Genomic DNA, 20,922 nt, shown 5'->3' on the forward strand with positions numbered 1-20,922 from the left:
CGGTGCCCGGCGTCGACAGGTCCAGCAGGGTCTCTGGGCCTGATATCTCGGCGATGAGGGGGCCGTTCAGCTAGTGGGGTCGTCGATCAGGGGGCGTTCAGTTGGTCCGGTGGTAGATGCCGTCGGATCTGGTTAGGAGGCGGGCGTCTACGAGGAGGCGGCGGAGGCCGGCGTGGTCGGGGTGCCAGGTGTTGAGGATGGTGTTGACCTCGGCCTCGGGATAGTCGCGGCCGGCCTCGAAAGAGTTGACCAGGTACTCGAGGACGATGCGAGTCTTGGCCGGGAAGGTCGGGAAGCCGGTCAGCCGGCCGTCGCGGATGAACGCCTTCAGGATCGTGTCCCGGGCGGGATCCGGATCGAGCGGCTCGCGCGCGGGGCGGCTGGTGCGGATCGCCTCCTTGAAGACGTCCTCCTCGGCGTGCAGCCCTTCGCGGTCGAAGCTGATCAGGCCGCTCTTGGTCAGTCGCTGCACCGCCTTCACCACCACCGCGGTGTCGAGTCCGGTGACTCCGGCGATCTGCTCCGGGTTGCGCGCGCCGAGGACGACCGCGGAGTACGTGCGCAGTCTCGACGGTTCGGCCAGTGATCCACAGAGCTGGTCGGTGTTCATGCCATCCAACGTAATGTCGGCGGCAACCGGATTTTCCGGAGATGCTAGACAGAACGCATGACGACCGAGCTGCCCGTCCCGGGTCCGCACAACGCCATCACCGACGTCCCGGGGGTGCTCGTCGGCCAGATCGAGCGCACGGACGCGCCGTACCTGACCGGTACGACGGTGGTGCACGTCCCGGCCGGGGCGGTCGCGGGCGTGGATGTGCGCGGCGGCGCTCCGGGGACGCGCGAGACCGACCTCCTCGACCCGGTGAACTCCAACCCGGGCGCGAACGCGATCGTCCTCACCGGTGGCAGCGCCTTCGGCCTCGACGCGGTCGCCGGCGCGATGTCGTGGCTCGAGGACCGCGGGCAGGGAGTGCGGGTCGGACCCTTCGAGAACGACGTGGTACCGATCGTTCCGGCCGCGGTGATCTTCGACCTCGGGCGCGGCGGGGCGTTCCAAGCACGCCCGGACCGCGGCTGGGCGCTCGCGGCGATCGAGGCCGCCAGCAAGGATCCCGTTGCTCAGGGCAACTACGGTGCAGGGGCCGGAGCCAGGGTAGGTGGGCTCAAAGGCGGTGTCGGCTCGGCGAGTGTCAGGCTGCCTGACGGTACGACGGTCGGCGCGCTGGTGATCGTGAACGCCGTCGGCTCGGCCGTCGACAGCCAAGGCCGCCTGTATGCCGAGCGCTATGGCCTGCCAGGGGAGTTCCCTGTACTCCGCACCCCGGTCGAACCACCACCGGCACCGCCGGGCTCTGCTCCAGGCATGAACACGGTCATCGCGGTGGTCGCCACCGACGCCCCGCTCGACAAGGCGGCAGTCAAGCGGATGGCGATGGTCGCCCACGACGGCCTGGCCCGAGCCATCGACCCCGTTCACACCCTCCTCGACGGCGACACCATCTTCGCCCTCTCCACCGGCAACCCCCCACCGAAACCCCGCCCGGCACCAGACCAGCCCTCGGCTGAGCAGGCTCCGGCGGCGGAGGCTCCGGCGGGGGAGGCTCTGGCCGGGGAGGCCCCGGCGGCGCAGGCCCTCGCATCGGCTGAGGCGGCTTCGGCTTCCGCCGTTACTACCACGGCCGGGCCGTCAGCGCCTGCGCCGGCTTCGGCCTCTGGGGTGCCCGCGGTGCCCGATGTGCCCGCTGTGCTGAGAGTGACTGATCAGGGGGCGTTGTTGCTGTTGGAAGGGGTGTTCGCGGCGGGGGCGAGTACGTTGGCGCGGGCGGTTGGGCATGCTGTGCTGGCGGCCGAGTCGGTGGAGACGCCTGAGGGAAGACTGCCGAGTTATCGGGACGCCTATCCGTCGGCGTTCTCGAACGGCTAACCGGGCGTACTACCAGAACGTTCTCGAACGGCTAACCAGGCGTACTACCAGGGGACTACGCCGGCTGGTCCGAAGGCGACCAAAGGTGGGCGGAAGACCGGTCCAGGGACCGACGCTCCAGAACGCCGTTCGCGAAAACCTTCCGGTATGAGCTTCCAGCGTCCCCACACCACGCAGCCCTCGCCCCACGCACCCCAGAACCAGTCCCAGTCCCAGCCGTTCCACCCGCAGCACCCGCAGGCGCAACCCTTCCCGGGCCACCCACAACAGCCCAACCCGCAAGGCATCCCGCATCAAGGGACCGTGCTGACTGGTCGTGGGCTGGTGAAGTACTACGGCGACGTGGTGGGGCTGGCCGGTGTCGATGTCACCGTGCAGGCGGGGGAGGCGCTGGCGGTTATGGGCCCCAGCGGCAACGGCAAGACCACGCTGCTCCACGTCCTGGCGGGCATTCTCACTCCCGACCAAGGTGAGGTCTGGCTCGGCGGCGAGCGGGTCGACCAGCTCGGCGACGCGGCACGGACCGTACTGCGGCGTCGGCGGCTCGGGTTCGTCTTCCAGGACAACCAACTCCTGGCGGAACTCCCCGCGGACGAGAACGTGGCGCTGCCGTTGATGGTGGACGGTGTCTCCCGCCGCGAGGCGATCGGCCGGGCCCGGAACATGCTCGCCCAGGTCGGCCTGTCCGCCGAGGTCAGCCGTCGCCCCGGAGAACTCTCCGGCGGCCAGGCGCAGCGTGTCGCCATCGCCCGAGCCCTCGTCGGCGAACCCCAGGCCGTCTTCGCAGACGAGCCGACCGGTGCGCTCGACGCGGCTACTGGCGCACAGGTGATCGACCTCCTCGTCGGCGCGGCCACCCATCGTGGCGCGGCGGTTGTCGTCGTCACCCACGACGATGCGGTTGCTGCACGGTGCCACCGCGTCGTACGGATCGTCGACGGTCGGGTGAGCGAGCGATGAACCCGATGACCGACCTGGGCCTGCGGTTCGTCCGTCGCCCGGGACCCGGCGGCCGGGCGGCGAATCTCGCGGCGCTGGGCGCGACCGCGATCGTGGCGCTTCTCGTCAGCTTCCTGATCGCGGGGTCGCTTGGCCTGACCCACCGGTCCGACCGGATCGGCTGGCGCAACACTGACGACGGTGAGCCCAAGACCGCGGTCGGTGCCGTCAACGAGGTGCACGACATGGTCGCCGGCGAACCGGTGAACCGAGTAGACCTTGCCATCAACAACCCGAAGCGCGACGGAGAACTGCCGCCGCCTCCCGGCCTCTCGCACGCACCCAAGCCAGGCGAGGTCTTCGTCTCGCCCGAGCTCGCCAAACGCTGGTCGGAGGACCTGCGCACGCGGTACAAGCTCGAGCAACCGACCGGGATCATCTCCGATGCGGGCCTGTCCTCGCCGGACGAGCTGATCGTCATCCGGGGCGTCGCGAAAGACTCACCGGGCGTCGCGCAGTCGGATCACCCGCGGTACCTCGACACCTGGCGCGGCAATGCCATGGACAGCCGCATGGCGATGCTGCTCGCTTTGGTGGCCTTCGGCATCGCTCTGGTCCTGTTCCCCCTCCTGAGCCTGGTCGGCCAAGCAGCAGGCGTCGCCGCCAAGCGCCGAGAGCATCGCCTGGCCGCACTGCGACTTGCTGGTGCAACCAGGAGACAGGTGCTCTGGCTGAGTGCGGTAGAGCAAGCCGTGCTCGGATTCCTCGGTGCCATCGCGGGCCTGATCGGTTACGTCGTGCTCAGCCCGCTGATCGCGCGGATCCCGCTCGGCGGCGGTCGCTGGTACCTGCATGACCTGACGCCGAGCTGGTGGGTCACCCTTATCGTGCTCGTCGCCGTACCGGTGCTGTCGGTGATCAGTGCGCTGATCGGGCTCGGCCGGGTGAGCATCACCCCGCTCGGCGTCGTCCGCGGCCAGACCAGGAAGTCCACCAGCGCGCTCCGACTCGTCCTGCTGGTGATCGGCCCGATCATGCTCGCAGTTCTCGGCACCGGCGGCGCAGTACTGCCTCTGGTGATCGGCATCGGCATAGCCGCCCTCGCAGTCCGGGTGGTCGGCCCGTGGGCGGTGCAGGTGATCGGCAAGTTCCTGGCCCGTACTGCGAAGGGCCCGGTGGTTCTCCTGGCCGGCAGGCGACTCGCCGACGATCCCAAGGGCGCGTTCCGACCAGTGGCCGCGTTGGTGCTGAGTGGCTTCGTCACCGGCTTCCTCGCGCTCTTCATGCCGTACGGACTGACCCAGGACGGCAAGGACGTCTCCTTCCAGCTCTACACGAACCAGGGTCAGACGGCGGTCGTCGCCGAGGACGCGAGGAAACGACTCTCCGAGGCCGGATTCAAGGGCGAGGTCACGACGGGCGACCAGTCCGTGAGCATCTCCGTCTCGACCACCGAGCGCGAGAGGCTGAGGACGGTCCTGTACGACGTGGTCCCGAGCCAGGTACCTCTGACGGACGCGGAGCGGGACAAGCAGGACGCGGGGGTCTTCATGGACATGCGCCTCGGCGTGGCTCTCCTGCTCGGCCTGGTCTTTGTGACAGGTGCGGCTTCCACCGCTGCGGGTGCCGTCGGAACAGCCCTCGACCAAGCAGCTCCAGCGAAGGCCCTGCGCAGATCCGGCGTGCCACTGCAGGTGATCGAGCGCTCCGCCCGGCTCGCGGCCGTCGTACCAGTGGTGGCTGTCGGACTCCCCGTGGTCGGGTTCGGCGCACTTTGCGGATTGGCGCTGAGCGGCGGACAGGTCGTCACCCGGGGCAGCTCCGGCGTGATCCTGCTCCTCGGCCAGGTCGTAGTCGGCGTGGTGCTGGTCGCGGTGGCCGGCGCGGCGGGCGCACCGGTACTCCGGAAGGCCAGCGCCGGGTAGTTACCCACAGCACCGATCGGGCTCCGGGCCCGGCGCATGCAAGGATGAGGTCATGCGTGACCTGAATGCGCCGGTCCCGGAGCTCGTGGATGCCTCGTCCGAACTACGCGACGCGATCGACCGGTGCGGCTACTACCCAGATGTCGTGACGGACTCGCTCGCGATCGCCGTCGCCAAGGAACCGATCCGGGCGTTCGTGCTGCAGCATGAGCCGACGTTCGACCGCGACGAGGTGCGGCGCCACATCACCATCCTGGCGCTGACCCCGACCCGGCTCATCGTCGGGCACACCGACGAGCACGCCGCGGACGACCTGATTCGGGCGCCCTACGCGTCCACCTCGACCGAGGCGATCCCGCTCAACCGGGTGAACGCCGTGGTCGTGAACCGCGTCGTGCCGAACCCGGCCGGCTATGCCTCCAAGGCCTCCGGTGGCAAGGCCGACCCCGCGGCCGGTGGTGAGGTCGTGCTGACCATCGGCTGGGGCATGGTGAACCGGATCGACCTCGAGCCGGCGGTCTGCGCCGACCCCAACTGCGAGGCCGACCACGGCTACACCGGGTCTGTCGCCGCCGACGACATCTCCCTGCGAATCAGTGCCGCCGCCGACGGCCCCGCAGGCATCCAGCAGGTGCTCGACTTCGCGGCAGCGCTGTCCTTCGCGACCAGCGGGTAGGGGCCGATGTCCGACCCGACCCCGGTCCTGCCTGCTTATGGCGGCGGGTCACTCGCGGACGTGCTGCCGTCGGTTGCCGGCGCCCTGTCCGTCCCCAACGAGCTGAACCTGCTCGACCTGCCACCAGCACCCCGGTACGCCGTATTGCTGCTCGACGGGCTCGGGTGGAATCTCCTGCGCCGCAACGCAGAGCTCGCGCCGTACCTGTCCTCGCTGTCCGGGAGGAGCCTGACAGCGGGCGTTCCGTCGACCACCGCGGCGAGTCTGAGCAGCTTGGGCACCGGGCTTCCGCCGGGGGCACACGGGATCGTCGGCTACACCTCGATCGTGCCGGAGACCGGCGCCTTGCTGAACGCGCTCGCCTGGGACGCTCCCGTCGATCCGCGGAAATGGCAGCCACACCGGACCGTGTTCGAGCGGGTCGCCGCAGCCGGTGTTGCCACTCGCAACGTCAGCAAGGCCCGCTTCGACACGTCCGGACTGACCGCGGCCGCCTTCCGCGGAAGTGCCCATCGCGGCGCGGACACCGTGGAGGATCGCCTCGACGCCACCAGGTTCGCGAGTCGCGAGGGCAAGTCGTCACTGGTCTACGTGTACGACTCGCAGCTCGACTACACCGGCCACGGGCAGGGGAGCGAGTCCTGGCAGTGGCGCAAGGAGTTGGCCGCTGCCGACGCCTTCGCATCCCAGGTCCGCTCCGCTCTGCCCCGGGACGCCGTGCTCGTGGTGGTCGCCGATCACGGCATGATCGATGTGGCGCCGGAGAACCGGATCGACCTCGATGCGGAGCCCGCACTGACGGACGGCCTGCAGTTGATCGGTGGCGAGTCCCGCTTCCGTCACCTGTACTGCTTGGACGGCGCCGCGGACGACGTACTGGCGACGTACCGCGAGCGGCTGGGCGACAAGGGGCTGGTGGTGAGCCGTGACGACGCCGTCGCCCGTGGGTGGTTCGGGCCGGTCGAGGAGCGGGTTGCGCCGCGGCTCGGCGACGTCATCGTCGCCTCGCTGGGCCCTGTCGCGCTCGTGGCCTCACGGCGGTATCCGCAGGAGGCCGGGCTGATCGGTCTGCACGGCTCGCTCACCGAGGACGAGATGGCGATCCCCCTCCTCGTCGACGCCGGCTAGCGCTCAGAAGCTCCAGACGTTCCAGTAGAAGCTGGCCTGCGCGGTCTTCGCCTCGGCGTCCCGCGCGGTCACGGTCACCTTGTAGCGACCGGCCCCCGGAGTCAGTACGCCGGTGATCCAGCCGCGCTCGTGATCAATGGTCAGGCCGGGCGGCAACCCGGTCGCGGTGTAGCTGATCTCGCCGGTGCTGCTCAGGCCCTTGATCAGCAAGGGGATCGCCGGAAGGCTGCCGAATCCCAGTTGGTCCGACGGCTTGGTGATGCTGACTCCCACCCGGGGAGCCTGGTCGGCGGCGCCGACCGCCTCGGCCGCGTCGACGAGCCCCTCGCCGTAGTACGAGTTGTTCGCGTCGGAGCCCGTGCACTCGCCACCCGAGGCGACAGGACACGGCAGGTCATTCGCCTGCGCGGCCAGCCGGGCGCGGACCTCCTGAGCCGTCAGATTCGGATTCGCACTGCGGACGAGTGCGGCGACACCGGCCACATGCGGCGAGGCCATCGACGTACCCTGCAGGGTCTGGTAGCCACCGCCCGGGATGGTCGAGTAGACGTTCTCGCCGGGCGCCGCCAGCGTGATCTTGTTCGAGCCGTAGTTCGAGAAGTTCGACTTGAGGCTGGTCGACGGGTTGATCGAGGCCACCTCGACCACATTCGGCAGTTCGCCCGGGAGGTTGAGGCAGTCGTTGGTGACCTGCCGCAGGGCCGGCTCCGAGTCGTTGGGACTGCTCTCGTCGAGGGACTTCGCGGCGAGGTTGTAGTCCTCGTTGCCCGCGGCCGACACGTTCACGACGCCCTTGGAGTCCGCGTAGGCGACCGAGCGCCGGACCGCTTCCAGGATCGCGTCCTGGTCGGGATCGTTCGGGCAGACGAACATCCACGGGTCGGTGTAGTAGCTGTTGTTCGTGACCGAGACGCCCTTGTCGGCGGCGAAGACGAAGGCGCAGACGGTGTTCTCCGGGAAGAACAAGGTGCTCCCCTCCTCCGCCACCCGGATCGACGACACCTTCACGCCCGGCGCGACACCGGTCATGCCCTTGCCGTCCCTGGCGGCGGCGATCGTCCCGGCGACGTGTGTGCCGTGCTCGTTGACCGGCCGCCACGAACCCGGGCGCGCGTCCACCTTGCCGTAGGCGCAGGACGCGGACTTGCTCGCGTCGAAGTTCGCCTTCAGGTCGGGGTGCTGGTCGTCCACTCCGGTGTCGAGCACGCCGACGGTGATCGACTTGGAGCCCGGGTTCACTTCCCAGGCCTTGTCCGCGCCGATCGCGGTCATGTCCGGGCGGGGGACCTCCGGGGTGGTGTCGGGGGCCTCGTTCAGCGCCGGCGGGATCGCCGGGTTCGCGGCGGCCGCCGGGAGGTCCGAGGTCCGCGTCGCGCCGACCTTCTGGACCCCATTCACCGTGCGCATCTCGGTGGCGAACTCCGGGTTGGCCGAGTGCACCACCAGCACGCCGATCGCGTCGTACGCGGCGTACACCGAGCCGGCGTTCGTACCGACGGCTCCGAGCACGGCGCCGGTCTGCTTCGGGGCGGTGATGACGAAGTACGCGCGCAGGCCGGCCTCGCCCCGCATCGGTGCCGCCACGGACGGCAGCGCGGCGGCCGTCAGCAGCAGGCTGAGCGTGAGAGCTAAGGAGATCAGGGCTTTGCGCACGATCAAGTAGAACCCGCAGGAGGTCCAGAACAAAAGCCGACGTTTCCCAGCTCCGACCCCAGCTCCGACCCGAGCTCCGACCCCAGGACCGACCCCAGCACCGACCCGAGCTTCGGCGCCAGCTCCGATCACAGCCCTGTCCACCGCTCCGTGTCCCCCCGGTGTCCCCCCGGTGTCACTGACGGCAGGACGACTTGGCAGGATGTGCGCCCGTGGCTGACCTGCTCTACTTCACCGGGACCATGGACTGCGGCAAGTCCACGCTGGCGCTGCAGATGGATCACAACCACGCGGCCCGCGGCCGACTGGGCAGGATCTTCACCAGCAACGACCGAGCCGGCGAGTCGACGCTGTCGTCGCGGCTCGGGCTCGAGGCGGAGGCGATCGAGGTCAAGCCGGACTTCGACTTCTGGCAGTACGTGGTCGACGAGCTCACCCAGGGCGGCCGGATCGACTACGTCGTCTGCGACGAGGCCCAGTTCTACCAGGCCGAGCAGATCGAGCAGCTGGCGCGGCTGGTGGACGAGTTGCAGATCGACGTCTTCTGCTTCGGCATCCTGACCGACTTCCGCGCCCGGATGTTCCCCGGCTCGGCCCGGCTGGTCGAGCTCGCCGACCGGATGGAACTGCTCCAGGTCGAGGCACTGTGCTGGTGCGGCGAACGCGCCACCCACAACGCCCGGACCGTGGCCGGCGAGATGGTCACCGAAGGCGAACAACTGGTCGTCGGCGACATGGTCACGAACGCGGCCGACGTCGCGTACGAGGTGCTCTGCCGACGCCACCACCGGCGCCGCCTGACCGCCGCGCGTGCCCGCGCCACCCTCTCACCCGAGGTACTCCCGTTCGGAGGCGCCGTATGAACCCGCTGATCTCTGCCGACTCCCTGGCTGGTGAGTTGCGGTCGGCCACTGACCGCCCCGTCCTCTTCGATGTGACCTGGAACCTGGCAGGCCCGCCCGGCCGCGACGCGTACGACGCCGGCCACCTGCCCGGGGCGTACTTCGTCGACCTGGACGCAGAACTCGCCGGTCCGCCCGGTGCCGGTGGTCGCCACCCGTTGCCTGAGGCAAGCGTTGTCGAGGCGGCGCTACGCCGGGCCGGCGTCGACGCCGACACCCGTGTGGTCGTGTACGACGCGGTGAACTCGACGGCGGCGGCTCGTGCCTGGTGGATCTTCCGGTACTTCGGCCTCAGCGAGGTACGGGTGCTCGACGGCGGTCTCGCCGGGTGGCAGGAGGCCGGGGGAGAGGTGACCACCGCGGTTCCTCCGGAGAGCAAGGGGTCCTTCGTCGCGTCACCCGGACACGTCCCGATGCTCGACGCGGAAGGTGCCGCCGCGGTGGCGGAGTCCGGCGTACTGCTGGACGCGCGCGCGCCGGAGCGGTTCGCCGGCGAGGTGGAGCCGATGGACAAGGTCGCCGGACACATCCCGGGCGCGGTCAACGCCCCGACCACCGCCAACGTCGATGCCACCGGCCACTTCCTCCCCGCCGAGGAACTCCGCGAACGCTTCGCCGGACTCGGTGTCTCCGCCGAGGGCGAGACCGGCGTGTACTGCGGGTCCGGGGTCACCGCCGCGCACGAGGCGCTCGCGCTCGAGATCGCCGGAGTACACGCACCCGTCTACGTCGGCTCGTGGTCCGAGTGGATCACCGACCCGTCGCGGCCGATCGCCACCGGCAAGGACTGACCTTTCGATCAGAGGGCTGACCTTGCGATCACGGGTCGCTGACCTTTCGATCAGGATCGAAGGCGGCCCCGCTGCGGGCGCTGGGACTTCTTGACTTGTCCGGACGCCTCGGCCAAGGTCGTGGGCAATCGATTTCCCACGCCCCCGAGGAGTCACGATGCCACCCCAACCGACACTCAGCCGATCCACCTTCCTGAAGGCCGCGGTCGGCGCCGGCGCGCTGCTCGCCGTACCGGCAGCCGCTGAGGCGGCCACCCGTGGAACCCAGGCCGTGGTCACCAACAAGGTGGCCGACCTGACCGGCCCAGGGCTGACGAACCAGTTCCGGATGCAGGCGACGGATCTGGGATTCCCGGTGCGGACACCCGACGGGCGGATGCTGTTCATGTTCGGCGACACCTTCGAGAATCCGGTGGTCGGCGGCGGCTGGTGGCGGTCGCCGGTGGCGTTGTGGTCGACCACGACGAACCTGGCCGGGGGAGTGAAGTGGTCCGGCGCGGTCGGGGGAGCCGCCGCCCAGCAGCTGTGGGACTACCCGCACGACAACCCGACGTTCTCCACCGTGCTGCCGTCGGACGTGATCACCTTCGGCGGGTCGATGTACCTGCACGCGATGGTGAACAAGGGGCTCGGCAACGTGGTGTGGACCGAGATCTGGCGCAGCGACAACTCCGGCGCCAGCTGGTACCACACCGGCGCGAAGTTCCCGAGCGACATCGACGGCGGACTGTTCCAGCTGCTCACCTGGGGCGAGGGCAACGACGGGTACGTCTACGTCTACTCGACCGGGTTCCAGCGGAACAAGCCGACATCCTGAAGCGGGTGCGGAGCGACCAGATCGCCAACCCGGCGGCGTACCAGCCGTGGGGGTTCCGCGACGGGGTCTGGGCGTGGGGCAACCCCGCGACGCCGATCCTGACCGGCAGCTTCGGGGAGATGAGCCTGCGGCCGCTCGGCGGGAAGTGGGTGCTGACCTGGTTCAACGCCGGCGACTACCGGATCGACGGCATCATCATGGACACCCCGACCTCGAACCTCTACACGGCGTACCGCCAGACCCTGATCTACGGCGGCGCCTGGGGAGCAGAGGACGACAACCACGTAGCTCAGCTCTACGGCGGCTACATCATCCCCGGCTCCACTCTCAGCGATATGCACCTGTCGGTCAGCCAGTGGAAGACGGACGCCGGTTGGCCGTACCGAGTCATGCAGTTCCGCGTCCGCGGCTTCGGCTGACCACGGGCAACTCAGGCGGCTCCGCCCGGTGATTCAGGCGGGGCCGGCGACGCCGACGAGGTTGCCTTCGGGGTCGGTGAACTGCCCGACGATCAGCTTGCCCGGCACGCCTTCGGGACCCATCAAACGAGTGCCACCCAGAGCCTCCGCCTTCCGGAGCGCCTCCTCGACGTTGGGCACGCCGACGTAGAAGAGCGCCTTGGGTGAGTGGTTCTTGCCGCCGCCGACTCCGCCGTTCAGTCCGTTGCCGTCACCCGTGGTGGTGCCGTCGACGAACCCGTAGTTGCCGGGCTCCGACACCGCCTCGGTGACCGCGTCGTCGGTGCTGTACTCCCACCCGAACAGCTCTCCGTAGTAGCTCCTCAACCCGGCCGGGTCGCTACCGATGATCTCGAAGTGCACTACCGCGTCGGCCATGTTTCCTCCTGCTCAGAGCATTCGTTGTCACCCGGTACGTCGTACCCCCGAGCCGCCTTTTCGACATTACGTACCCTCTGACCCGGACGAGGATCGGCGACGGAAGGTTGTTCGGCATGGGCGAGTACGTAGACGCGGACGGCGTTCGGATGTACTACGAGGTGCACGGCGAAGGTGATCCGGTGCTGTTGCTGCACGGCGGCGGTGGAACCGCCGACAGCTGGCTCGCCCAGGTCCGCGGCCTCGCCGGCCAGTACCGCGTGTACGTGCCCGAGCGCAGGGGTCACGGCAGGTCGCCCGACGTCGAGGGACCCGTGACGATGGAGTTGATGTCGGCAGACACCGCGGCATTCATGGCGGCCCTCGGGATCGGGTCCGCGTTCGTGATCGGCTGGAGCGACGGCGGCAAGGTGGCTGCCCGTCTGGCACTGAGCCGGCCCGAGCTGGTGCGGAAGCTCGTCCTGATTGGGACCGAGCTCACCCGTGACGGCGCCACTCCCGCGGGAGACGCGCTCTTCACGGAGGAAGGGCTCGCCGAGCTGACCACGCTCTTCCGGCCGCGGTACGAGCCGTTGACGCCGGACGGTCCGGAGCACTTCCAGGTCGTGTTCGACAAGTGGGCGCAGATGTGGCTGACGATGCCCGATCTCGACCTGGCCGAGCTGAAGGCGCTGACGATGCCGGTGCTGGTGATGCAGGGCGATGACGACGGGGTGCGGATCGAGCACAGCGTGGCCGTGGCGAAGGCGATTCCCGACACCCAGCTGGCCGTCGTACCCGGCACGTCGCACGCGCTCCCGATCGAGAAGCCGGGGCTCGTGAACCAGTTGCTCGTGGACTTCCTCAGCGACCAGCAGACCCCGAAGTACATGCCGATGGGCGCGCTCGACCAGTAGGCGCCGAGAGCGCAGGCAGCAGCCGCGGCGAACGGTTTCCCCGCGTCTGCGGACGGACTTGAGAGGTGTTCGAACCGTGACCGAACTTGCCATTGATAAAGTAACACGCATGGTTTAACTTACTCGGAAATTGGGCTTCTGTGGCCCAGACCACACCCCTGAACCGCCCACTGGTGGGGGCGGAAACCTGAGGAGTTCCGATGACGAGAACGGCAAGGCTGGTCGTGGCCCTGACCTCGGCAGCCGCGATGCTGACCGCGGCAGCGTGTGCGGACGGAAGCACCCCCGCGGCGACCACTGGCGGATCGGTCGACGAGAACGCTCCGGTCACGATCACGGTCGGGAACCGGCCGAAGCCGGACAAGCCGGCCGACGTCGCCACGTTCGACCGCAACGTGAAGAAGTTCACGGACGCGCACCCGAACATCACGGTGAAGTCGACCGAGACGGAGTGGGACGCGCAGACCTTCCAGGCCCAGGTGGCCGGCGGCTCGTTGCCGACGGTGATGAGCATCAGCTTCACCGAGCCGCTGAACATGATCCCGAACAAGCAACTGCCCGACATCACCGACGAGCTGAAGCTGGTCGACCTGACCAAGGATCTCAACCCCGAGACGCTCAAGCTGGTCTCCGACGACAAGGGCCGGATCTACGGCGTGCCGTTCGAGGCCTTCTCCGTCGGACTCGCCTACAACCGGACGTTGTTCAAGCAGGCCGGCCTGGACCCGGACAAGCCGCCGACCAACTGGGACGAGGTCCGGCAGTACGCGAAGCAGATCACCGAGAAGACCGGCAAGGCCGGCTACGCGCAGCTGACCAAGGACAACACCGGTGGCTGGATGCTCACCACGATGACCTACAGCATGGGCGGCACCGTCCAGAGTGACGACGGCAAGAAGAGCACCTTCAACGACGCGCCGACCAAGAAGGCGCTGCAGTTGCTGAAGGACATGCGCTGGACCGACAACACGATGGGCACCAACTTCCTCTACAACCAGGAAGAGGCCCGGCAGGACTTCGCCGCCGGCAAGATCGGCATGATCATGCAGGCGCCGGACGCCTACGACATGTGCGTGAAGAATTTCGGCATGAAGCCGGCCGACTTCGGCGAGGGCGCGCTGCCGCAGGACGGCGGCCCGTTCGGCACGCTGACCGGTGGCTCGATCAAGATGATCAACCCGAAGTCGACCAAGAACGAGATCGTCGCGGCGCTGAAGTGGATCAAGTCGCAGGAGTTCGACAAGTACACCGACCAGACGGTGGCGATCCAGAACGCCAAGGACGCGATCGCGGACAAGGGCTTCGTCGGACGGCCGGGCGTCACGCCGCTGAGCCAGGAGACCTACGACCAGTACAACAAGTGGCGCGAGCCCTACAACAACGTGCCGGTCGAACAGTTCAAGGGCTACGTCGAGTCGACCAAGACGCTCAAGCTGCTGCCGGAGCCGTCGAACAAGGGGCAAGAGGTCTACGCGCTGCTCGACCCGGTCGTGCAGCAGGTGCTGACCAAGAAGGACGCGGACATCGACAAGTTACTCTCCGACGCCGCTTCGAAGATCGACGCCCGCCTGGCGCGGTAGTCCGATGGCTGTCCTCACCCGCACCCCCGCTTCTCAGTCCGGCCGGAGCCTTTCCACCTGGTTCCGCTCCGGCGGGCTGAGCAGTATCGTCTTCGCGCTGCCCCTGGTGCTGACCTTCCTGTACTTCTCCTGGGGCCCGATCGTGCGCGGGCTGGTGCTGAGTTTCCAGAAGAACAACCTCGTCACCACACCGGAGTGGGTCGGCTGGTCGAACTTCAGCTATGTGCTGACCGACCCGCAGCTCCCGCAGGCGACCCAGAACACCCTGTACTTCGCTCTGCTCGCGCTGATCTTCGGCTTCCCGGTGCCGTTGTTCCTGGCGGTGTTCATCAGCGAGCTGCGCAGTACCGGCTGGCTCTACAACGTGCTCTCCTACCTGCCGGCGGTGGTACCGCCGGTGGTCGCGATCCTGCTCTGGAAGATCTTCTACGACCCCGGCACCTCGGGGCTGTTCAACTCGGTCCTCGGCTGGTTCGGGATCGGGCCGTTCGCCTGGCTGAACTCGCCCGACCTGGCGATGCCGGCGATCGTGCTGGAGGCGACCTGGGCCGGTGCCGGCGCCACCGCGATCATCTACCTGGCCGCGCTGACCGGTGTCCGCAACGAGCTGTACGAGGCGGCCGAGCTGGACGGCGCCGGGATCTGGCGGCGGGTCTGGCACGTCACCATCCCGCAGATCCGCGGAATCATCCTGATCATGATGCTGCTGCAGTTGATCGGCACGTTCCAGGTGTTCACCGAGCCGTTCCTGTTCACCGGCGGCGGTCCGGACAACGCGACCACCACGATCCTGCTGCTGATCTACCGGTATGCGTTCATCAACGGCGACTTCGGTGCCGCCACCGCGCTCAGCGTGCTGCTCGCGCTGGTGCTGTGCGTGCTGTCGGTCGTGTACCACTTCCTCACCCGGCGTTGGAGCACGACATGACGAGTCTCCCGATCATCGAAGAACAGGTCGCCACCACGCCGGAGGAGGCGGCCCCGGCCACCACACGCAAACGCCGTACGGCGGAACCGCAGGAGCGAGGGATCATCTCGCACGCCGACCGGCGCCGGCCACTGGTCCAGTACGGGTTGCCGGTCATCGAGGTGCTGCTGTTCATCGGCGTCGTGGTCGCCGGCGTCGGGCCGTTGCTCTGGCTGCTGAAGTCCGGGTTGTCGACCAGCCAGGACATCCTCCGCGGCCCGATGCAGCTGTGGCCGTCCGGTATCCAGTGGCAGAACATCCCGAACGCGTGGAACCAGGTGCAGATCGGCTCGTACCTGGGCAACACGGCGATCATCGCGATCGGCTCGCTGATCTCGACGTTGTTCGTCTGTACGACGGGCGCGTTCGTGCTGAGCGTGCTCCGGCCCAAGTGGGGGCCGGTGATCACCGGTGCCGTGCTCGCCACGCTCTTCCTGCCCGGCGTGATCTCGCTGGTCCCGCTCTATCTGACCATCCTCAAGATGCCCGTCCTGGGCTTCAACCTGCAGAACACCTTCTGGGCGGTCTGGCTGCCACAGGCGGCCGGCGCGTTCAACATCCTGGTGATGAAGCGGTACTTCGACGCGATCCCGCGGGAGCTGATCGAGGCGGCGCGGATCGACGGCGCGAGCAACCTGAGGCTCTTCACCGCGCTGATCCTGCCGATGTCGAAGCCGATCATCGGGGTGGTCGCGCTGCTCACCGTGATCGGTTCGTGGAAGGACTACCTCTGGCCGCTGCTGGTGCTGCCGGACCCGAAGATGCAACCGATCTCGGTGGCGCTCCCGCGAGTGGCACAGACCACGGAGATCTCCCTGCAGATGAGCGCGTTGTTCCTGGCGGTCCTCATCCCTGTGGTGCTCTTCTTGGTATTCCAGAAGCAGTTCCTCAGAGGTGTCGGGATGTCGGGAGGTATCAAGGAGTGAATTCTCCATTGGCGGGGCGCCGGGTGCTGGTGACGGGCGCTGCGGGGCGGATCGGTTCCGTCACGACGCGTCACCTGACCGAGCTCGGGTCTCTGGTGACGGCCTTGACGATCGTCGAGGACCCCGAGCTCAAGGCCGACCGGGTGATCGTCGGCGACACCCGGTCGGAGGACGACGTCGCGGCCGCGCTCGCGGACGTGGATCTCGTCGTCCACCTCGCCGCTCTCGCGCACCCGTCGGCCGGTACGCCGTACGACGTCTACAGCACCAACGTCGTGTCGACCTTCAACGTGCTCGCCCAGGCGGGCGCGCTCGGCGTCAAGCGCGCGGTGGTTGCCAGCAGCATCAACGCGTTCGGGGTGCCGTTCAACCCGCACGGCATCCGGCCGGCCTACTACCCGCTGGACGAGAAGATCCCCTCCGACGTCGCCGACTGGTACTCGTTGTCGAAGCAGAACGACGAGAACACCTGCCGGATGGCCTGGCGGCAGTGGGGGATCGACGTCGTGTCGTTCCGCTTCCCGCACGTGAATTCCGCCGACGTGCTGCAGCGGATGGCCGACGGCCACGCGAAGAACCCGGCGGCCGGTGTCCGCGAGGGCTGGAGCTACCTCGACACCCGCGACGCGGCGCGCGCGATCGAGCTGGGGCTGACCGCGTCGTTGTCCGGAGCTCACACGTTCTTCGTCGCCGCGGACACCACCAACGCGCCGTACGAGACGGAGATACTGCTGGACGCCTTCGCGCCGGGTGTGCCCCGGCTGCGGCGGTTCGTCGGGCGCGAGGTACCGATGGACCTGACCGCCGCGCGCACCGTGCTCGGATTCCAGGCGCAGTACGAGCTCGACCTACCCACTCACGAACTGGAGATTTGATGCCGCAGGAGACGCCCGCCACCTTCGCCCAGCCCTGGCCGGTCCGCGACGAGGTCCGGATCCGTTCGGTCCAGGCGATCGTGACCGCGCCGGAGGGGATCCCGCTGGTGGTGGTGAAGATCGACACCACCGAGCCGGGGTTGTACGGCCTGGGCTGTGCAACCTTCACGCAGCGGTGGAAGGCGGTGCAGACGTTCGTCGACGAGCACCTGGCGCGGCTGCTGATCGGCCGCTACCCGGGCGACATCGGCGACCTCGTCCGGCTCGCCGGGTTCTCCGGCTACTGGCGGGGCGGCCCGGTGACGAACAACGCGATCTCCGGCATCGACCAGGCGCTGTGGGACATCGCCGGCAAGCGCGCCGGGATGCCGGTCTACGAACTGCTCGGCGGGAAGGTCCGGGCCGCGGCCGACACCTACATCCACGCCGGTGGCATCACCATCGAGGAGACGATCGACCAGGCGAAGGAGTTCGTCGCGCAGGGCTGGCGCCACGTCCGCCTGCAGGTCTCCACCCCGGGTGGCGGCGGATACGGCGCACCCCGGCTCGCCACGCTGTACCCGGACGCGCCGTACCGGAACGGGTGGAGCGCCCGCGATTACCTCCGTACTACGCCCGACCTGTTCGCCGCGGCCAGGCAGTCCCTGCCGGACAACGTCGAACTGCTCCACGACGTGCACTCCCGGCTGACTCCGAAGGAAGCGGTGCTGCTGGCTCGGTCGCTGGAGCCGTACCGGTTGTTCTTCCTCGAGGACGTGCTGGCGCCCGAGCACTGGGACCGGCTGCCGGAGGTCCGTGCGGCCTCGCCCGTGCCGTTGGCGGTCGGCGAGCTCACCACCTCGATGGGAGACGCAGTACGGCTGGTCCGCGATGGCGGGGTCGACTTCATCCGCTCCCACATCTCCGACATCGGCGGCCTGACGGCGGCCCGCAAGATCGCGGACCTCGCCGAGCTCTGCGGAGTCCGTACCGCGTGGCACGGTCCGGGTGACACCTCGCCGATCGGCGCCGCGGCCAACGTGGCGCTCGACGTGAGCTCGGTGGCCTTCGGCATCCAGGAGGGCCACATCTACAACGACGCCATCCACGAGGTGTTCCCCGGGACGCTGCGGATCGAGGACGGCTGGCTGCGGCCGAACGAGGCGCCGGGCTGGGGGATCGACGTCGATCTGGAGGCCGCTGCCCGTTATCCAGCGAAGTTGTCCGGCCACGACGAGTGGGCGGCCGGCGTACGGCGGATCGACGGAGCTTTGGAGGCACCCTGACTTCTCGGCGCAGTTGAGCGCCAAGGGCGGTCGCGGTAGGTAGCATCGCGGCTAGCCGTGGGGGGCTCCAAGGATTGTCGTCAAACGGGGAAAGCAAGAACAGGGAGGTGGGCGATGGTCACGCCTGACAGTGACTCGGCGGTGCTCGACGAGCCGACGCGTTCGGGTGCGAACCAGTACGACCTGGGCTCCTTCAACGAGGCCGTGATCATCGAGACGATCCGGCTGGCCGGCATCATCAGCCGGACGGAGATCTCCCGGCGGACCGGGCTCACCCAGCAGTCGGTGTCGCGCATCCTGCGGATCCTGCTCCAGCAGGGCCTCCTGGTCGAGGAGGCGCAGGAGCGCGCCGAGCGGCTCGGCAAGCCGCGTACTCCGGTCCGGCTGCGCTCGAACGCGGCGCACGCGGTCGGCATCCACATCGACCCCGAACTGCTCACCGTCGCGGTCGTCGATCTGGACGGCACGATCGTGCGGCGCGAGACCGTCGACCTGGCCGCTGATCTGGACGCGGTGCGGTTGGTCGATCTCGCGGCCGCCACGGTCACCGCGGCGCTGAGCATCAGCCAGGTGGATGCCGCCTCGATGCTCGGCGTCGGCGTCGCGGTACCGGGGCCGATCAATGCCGACGGCACTCTGCTCGACCTGCCGCTGCAGCCGGCCTGGCGTGGTCTGGAGATCCGTCAACTGCTGCAGCAGAAGCTCAACCACCCGGTGCTGGTGGAGAAGGACGGCACGGCCGCCGCGATCGGTGAGCGGTGGATCGGCCGGTCGGCGCGCGCTCGCGACTTCGCCTACCTGTACCTCGGGACCGGTGTCGGCAGCGGGTTGATCCTGAACGGCTCGATCTACCGCGGCGGGACCGCGAACGCCGGCGAGTTCGGCCAGCTCTGCGCGCTGAAGATGGGGGAGTGGGACGAGCAGACCGGGCCGCGGATGATGGCCGAGTGCAACCCGACCGCCTCGCTGCCGGTCATCGCCGAGGGCTTCGGTTATGTGGAGACCGACAAGACCGCGACCGACGAGGCGAAGCGATACAAGGCCGTCTGCAAGGCCGCCGCGAATGGTGACGAGGCAGCTCAGCGGGCGGTCACCCAGGTCGCTTCGGTGATCGCGCAGGGGGCCGTCGGACTGGTCGATCTGCTCGACATCGACCTGATCGTGCTGGGTGGGCCGGCGTTCGAGAAGGAGATCGCCGACGTGTTCCTCGCCGAGATCGATCGGGCGGTCAACTCCCACCCGATCGCGCGAGGCACCCGGACGGTCGCGGTGGAGGAGTCGATGTTGCAGGCCGACGCGGCCGCGGTCGGCGCCGCCTCGACGATCTTCCACGACGCCTTCACCCCACGGGTGGGTGGATCGAGTCAGGCTCGTAGGCTGCCGAAGTGACTCTCGAACGCTCTCTTGCACCCGACGTTCTGCTCCGGGTGGCGACGCTGGACGACGCAGCCGGTTTCGCCGCCGCACAAGTGCGCAACCGTGACCACCTCGCGCCGTGGGAACCGGTCCGCTCGGAAGGGTGGTTCACCGAGGCTGGTCAGAAGGAGCGGCTGCAGGCGCAGTTGGAGCGGTACAAGAACGGCCAGGTCGTGCCGTGGCTGATGATCTCGGAGGACCGGGTGGTCGGCGCGATGACGCTGACCGACATCGTGCCCGGCCCGTTCCGCAGCACCAGCCTCGGCTACTGGGTCGACGTGGAGCTGCTCGGTCGCGGGCTGGCGACGAAGGGGGTCCAGACGGTCGCCGAGCTCGCTGATACCGAGCTGCGGCTGCATCGGATCGAGGCGAGCACCTTGGTTGAGAACGTTGCCTCCCAGCGCGTTCTGGAGAAGTGCGGGTTCGTCCAGATCGGCAGCGCGCCGGACTATCTGCACATAGCCGGCGCCTGGCGCGACTGCCATCTCTTCCAGCGGATCCTCAACGCCCGCGCCCCTGGTGAGATCTGATCACAACCCCCGTCACAACACCGTCAGCTCCAGGGTCTGCAGCCGCTCGAGGTCGTTGATGACCTCGATCTCGCGGATCTTGCGGCCGTCGATGGTGAAGCGGATCGCCCGCAGCAGCCGCCCACCCGGAGCGACCAGGAAGCCGACCTTGCCGTCCACGAGGGCTGGGTACGCCAACGTGCCGGCCGCCGCGGAGACGCTGACAGCGCCACTCGCCACCGCGACCGCACCACGGATCTCGCGCGATACCCCGGCCTGGTCCGTGCGCGCGACCACCTCGGGATCGAGCAGGGCGAGCAGCGCCTCGAAGTCGCCTCCGCGCGCGGCGGCCAGGAAGGCGTCGACCACCTCGCGCTGAACGACCTGGTCGGGCTCCACGACCGCGGTTCGCCCTTGCACCCGCCGACGTGCCCGGCTGGCGAGCTGCCGCGCCGCGGCCGGACTACGGTCGACGATCGGCGCGATCTCCTCGAACGGCACGGCGAACAGGTCGTGCAGCACGAACGCGAGGCGCTCGGGCGGGGTCAGCGTCTCCAGTACCACGAGCAAGGCCGCGCCGACCGAGTCCGCGAGCAGGACCTCCCGCTCCGGGTCGACCGGGCTGAGGCCGGGCGGTGCTTCCTCGAGAGGCTCCTCGCTGCGGTACCGCCGGCTCTGCAACTGGCTCAGACAGATCCGGGCGACGACCGTGGTCAGCCAGCCGCCGAGGTTGTCGATCTCGGTCGCGTCGGAGCGGTTGAGCCGGATCCAAGCCTCCTGGACCACGTCGTCGGCCTCGGCGGCCGAGCCGAGCATGCGGTAGGCGACGGCCCGTAGATGGGCACGCTTCTCCTCGAACCGCTCCGCCAGCCAGACACTCTCGTCGATCATCGC

Annotated in this window: 19 protein-coding genes and 1 pseudogene; 16 read left to right on the plus strand and 4 right to left on the minus strand. The window is 68.7% G+C overall.

The window, feature by feature from the left end:
• Positions 1 to 97: 97 nt before the first annotated feature.
• The gene (locus EV648_RS32235; RefSeq protein WP_132298904.1) at positions 98 to 610 is read right to left on the minus strand and encodes a DUF2087 domain-containing protein; all 513 of its coding nucleotides are present in this window, start codon (positions 608 to 610) and stop codon (positions 98 to 100) included.
• A gap of 57 nt (positions 611 to 667) precedes the next feature.
• Here EV648_RS32235 and EV648_RS32240 point away from each other — a divergent pair, with 57 nt between their 5' ends.
• The 5 genes from EV648_RS32240 (at position 668) to EV648_RS32260 (ending at position 6,595) form a co-directional block, all read left to right on the plus strand.
• Positions 668 to 1,927 (plus strand): P1 family peptidase, encoded by a 1,260-nt coding sequence (locus EV648_RS32240; protein WP_132298905.1) that lies wholly within the window; start codon positions 668 to 670, stop codon positions 1,925 to 1,927.
• A gap of 147 nt (positions 1,928 to 2,074) precedes the next feature.
• Complete coding sequence (locus tag EV648_RS32245) at positions 2,075 to 2,887, plus strand: ABC transporter ATP-binding protein (RefSeq protein WP_199234933.1); 813 nt, start codon at positions 2,075 to 2,077, stop codon at positions 2,885 to 2,887.
• Positions 2,884 to 4,791, plus strand: a complete 1,908-nt coding sequence (locus tag EV648_RS32250; RefSeq protein WP_132298906.1) for an FtsX-like permease family protein — start codon at positions 2,884 to 2,886, stop codon at positions 4,789 to 4,791. Before EV648_RS32245 ends, EV648_RS32250 begins: the two co-directional genes overlap by 4 nt.
• Positions 4,792 to 4,843: 52 nt before the next feature.
• The gene (locus EV648_RS32255; protein WP_132197136.1) at positions 4,844 to 5,467 is read left to right on the plus strand and encodes a DUF5998 family protein; all 624 of its coding nucleotides are present in this window, start codon (positions 4,844 to 4,846) and stop codon (positions 5,465 to 5,467) included.
• Between the two features lie 6 nt (positions 5,468 to 5,473).
• Positions 5,474 to 6,595: an alkaline phosphatase family protein gene (locus EV648_RS32260; RefSeq protein WP_132298907.1), complete on the plus strand. Its 1,122-nt coding sequence runs from the start codon at positions 5,474 to 5,476 to the stop codon at positions 6,593 to 6,595.
• A 3-nt stretch (positions 6,596 to 6,598) separates the two neighbouring features.
• On the opposite strand, the gene EV648_RS32265 is transcribed toward EV648_RS32260, so the two are convergent.
• Positions 6,599 to 8,281 carry a S8 family serine peptidase gene (locus EV648_RS32265; RefSeq protein ID WP_199234934.1) on the minus strand — a complete coding sequence of 561 codons (1,683 nt, stop codon included), beginning with the start codon at positions 8,279 to 8,281 and terminating at the stop codon, positions 6,599 to 6,601.
• 179 nt (positions 8,282 to 8,460) lie between these two features.
• Between EV648_RS32265 and EV648_RS32270 the strand changes: the two genes are divergently transcribed.
• The 3 genes and pseudogenes from EV648_RS32270 to EV648_RS32280 all read left to right on the plus strand — a co-directional run bounded on the left by EV648_RS32270 (position 8,461) and on the right by EV648_RS32280 (position 11,177).
• Complete coding sequence (locus EV648_RS32270) at positions 8,461 to 9,111, plus strand: thymidine kinase (protein ID WP_132298908.1); 651 nt, start codon at positions 8,461 to 8,463, stop codon at positions 9,109 to 9,111.
• Positions 9,108 to 9,941: a sulfurtransferase gene (locus tag EV648_RS32275; RefSeq protein ID WP_132298909.1), complete on the plus strand. Its 834-nt coding sequence runs from the start codon at positions 9,108 to 9,110 to the stop codon at positions 9,939 to 9,941. The genes EV648_RS32270 and EV648_RS32275 overlap by 4 nt, the downstream gene beginning before the upstream one ends.
• A gap of 328 nt (positions 9,942 to 10,269) precedes the next feature.
• Positions 10,270 to 11,177, plus strand: a pseudogene (locus tag EV648_RS32280) (DUF4185 domain-containing protein).
• A 33-nt stretch (positions 11,178 to 11,210) separates the two neighbouring features.
• Here EV648_RS32280 and EV648_RS32285 read toward each other — a convergent pair.
• Positions 11,211 to 11,594, minus strand: coding sequence for a VOC family protein (locus EV648_RS32285; protein ID WP_132298910.1), 384 nt, complete (start codon positions 11,592 to 11,594; stop codon positions 11,211 to 11,213).
• Between the two features lie 116 nt (positions 11,595 to 11,710).
• Here EV648_RS32285 and EV648_RS32290 point away from each other — a divergent pair, with 116 nt between their 5' ends.
• The 8 genes from EV648_RS32290 to EV648_RS32325 all read left to right on the plus strand — a co-directional run bounded on the left by EV648_RS32290 (position 11,711) and on the right by EV648_RS32325 (position 20,049).
• Positions 11,711 to 12,490, plus strand: a complete 780-nt coding sequence (locus tag EV648_RS32290) for an alpha/beta fold hydrolase (protein WP_132298911.1) — start codon at positions 11,711 to 11,713, stop codon at positions 12,488 to 12,490.
• Positions 12,491 to 12,690: 200 nt separating this feature from the next.
• The gene (locus EV648_RS32295) at positions 12,691 to 14,070 is read left to right on the plus strand and encodes an ABC transporter substrate-binding protein (RefSeq protein ID WP_132298912.1); all 1,380 of its coding nucleotides are present in this window, start codon (positions 12,691 to 12,693) and stop codon (positions 14,068 to 14,070) included.
• Between the two features lie 4 nt (positions 14,071 to 14,074).
• Complete coding sequence (locus EV648_RS32300; protein WP_132298913.1) at positions 14,075 to 14,998, plus strand: carbohydrate ABC transporter permease; 924 nt, start codon at positions 14,075 to 14,077, stop codon at positions 14,996 to 14,998.
• Entirely contained in the window at positions 14,995 to 15,963 is a 969-nt protein-coding gene (locus tag EV648_RS32305; RefSeq protein WP_132298914.1) for a carbohydrate ABC transporter permease, read from the plus strand. The genes EV648_RS32300 and EV648_RS32305 overlap by 4 nt, the downstream gene beginning before the upstream one ends.
• Complete coding sequence (locus tag EV648_RS32310) at positions 15,960 to 16,838, plus strand: NAD(P)-dependent oxidoreductase (protein ID WP_241995801.1); 879 nt, start codon at positions 15,960 to 15,962, stop codon at positions 16,836 to 16,838. The genes EV648_RS32305 and EV648_RS32310 overlap by 4 nt, the downstream gene beginning before the upstream one ends.
• Entirely contained in the window at positions 16,838 to 18,103 is a 1,266-nt protein-coding gene (locus EV648_RS32315; protein ID WP_132298915.1) for an enolase C-terminal domain-like protein, read from the plus strand. The genes EV648_RS32310 and EV648_RS32315 overlap by 1 nt, the downstream gene beginning before the upstream one ends.
• A gap of 114 nt (positions 18,104 to 18,217) precedes the next feature.
• Positions 18,218 to 19,492, plus strand: coding sequence for an ROK family transcriptional regulator (locus tag EV648_RS32320; RefSeq protein ID WP_132298916.1), 1,275 nt, complete (start codon positions 18,218 to 18,220; stop codon positions 19,490 to 19,492).
• Positions 19,489 to 20,049: a GNAT family N-acetyltransferase gene (locus tag EV648_RS32325; protein WP_132298917.1), complete on the plus strand. Its 561-nt coding sequence runs from the start codon at positions 19,489 to 19,491 to the stop codon at positions 20,047 to 20,049. The genes EV648_RS32320 and EV648_RS32325 overlap by 4 nt, the downstream gene beginning before the upstream one ends.
• A gap of 12 nt (positions 20,050 to 20,061) precedes the next feature.
• On the opposite strand, the gene EV648_RS32330 is transcribed toward EV648_RS32325, so the two are convergent.
• Positions 20,062 to 20,919: a sigma-70 family RNA polymerase sigma factor gene (locus EV648_RS32330; RefSeq protein ID WP_199234935.1), complete on the minus strand. Its 858-nt coding sequence runs from the start codon at positions 20,917 to 20,919 to the stop codon at positions 20,062 to 20,064.
• Positions 20,920 to 20,922 lie beyond the last annotated feature (3 nt).

This window comes from Kribbella sp. VKM Ac-2568 (assembly GCF_004345365.1).
GTDB lineage: Bacteria > Actinomycetota > Actinomycetes > Propionibacteriales > Kribbellaceae > Kribbella > Kribbella orskensis.

Excerpts from the sequence above, each read along its gene's own strand:
- EV648_RS32290 (WP_132298911.1), top strand. The coding sequence starts at position 11,711 with ATGGGCGAGTACGTAGACGCGGACGGCGTTCGGATGTACTACGAGGTG.
- EV648_RS32295 (WP_132298912.1), top strand. The coding sequence starts at position 12,691 with ATGACGAGAACGGCAAGGCTGGTCGTGGCCCTGACCTCGGCAGCCGCG.
- EV648_RS32285 (WP_132298910.1), bottom strand. The coding sequence starts at position 11,594 with ATGGCCGACGCGGTAGTGCACTTCGAGATCATCGGTAGCGACCCGGCC.
- EV648_RS32240 (WP_132298905.1), top strand. The coding sequence starts at position 668 with ATGACGACCGAGCTGCCCGTCCCGGGTCCGCACAACGCCATCACCGAC.
- EV648_RS32275 (WP_132298909.1), top strand. The coding sequence starts at position 9,108 with ATGAACCCGCTGATCTCTGCCGACTCCCTGGCTGGTGAGTTGCGGTCG.
- EV648_RS32315 (WP_132298915.1), top strand. The coding sequence starts at position 16,838 with ATGCCGCAGGAGACGCCCGCCACCTTCGCCCAGCCCTGGCCGGTCCGC.
- EV648_RS32305 (WP_132298914.1), top strand. The coding sequence starts at position 14,995 with ATGACGAGTCTCCCGATCATCGAAGAACAGGTCGCCACCACGCCGGAG.
- EV648_RS32235 (WP_132298904.1), bottom strand. The coding sequence starts at position 610 with ATGAACACCGACCAGCTCTGTGGATCACTGGCCGAACCGTCGAGACTG.
- EV648_RS32300 (WP_132298913.1), top strand. The coding sequence starts at position 14,075 with ATGGCTGTCCTCACCCGCACCCCCGCTTCTCAGTCCGGCCGGAGCCTT.
- EV648_RS32255 (WP_132197136.1), top strand. The coding sequence starts at position 4,844 with ATGCGTGACCTGAATGCGCCGGTCCCGGAGCTCGTGGATGCCTCGTCC.
- EV648_RS32320 (WP_132298916.1), top strand. The coding sequence starts at position 18,218 with ATGGTCACGCCTGACAGTGACTCGGCGGTGCTCGACGAGCCGACGCGT.
- EV648_RS32330 (WP_199234935.1), bottom strand. The coding sequence starts at position 20,919 with ATGATCGACGAGAGTGTCTGGCTGGCGGAGCGGTTCGAGGAGAAGCGT.
- EV648_RS32245 (WP_199234933.1), top strand. The coding sequence starts at position 2,075 with ATGAGCTTCCAGCGTCCCCACACCACGCAGCCCTCGCCCCACGCACCC.
- EV648_RS32260 (WP_132298907.1), top strand. The coding sequence starts at position 5,474 with ATGTCCGACCCGACCCCGGTCCTGCCTGCTTATGGCGGCGGGTCACTC.
- EV648_RS32250 (WP_132298906.1), top strand. The coding sequence starts at position 2,884 with ATGAACCCGATGACCGACCTGGGCCTGCGGTTCGTCCGTCGCCCGGGA.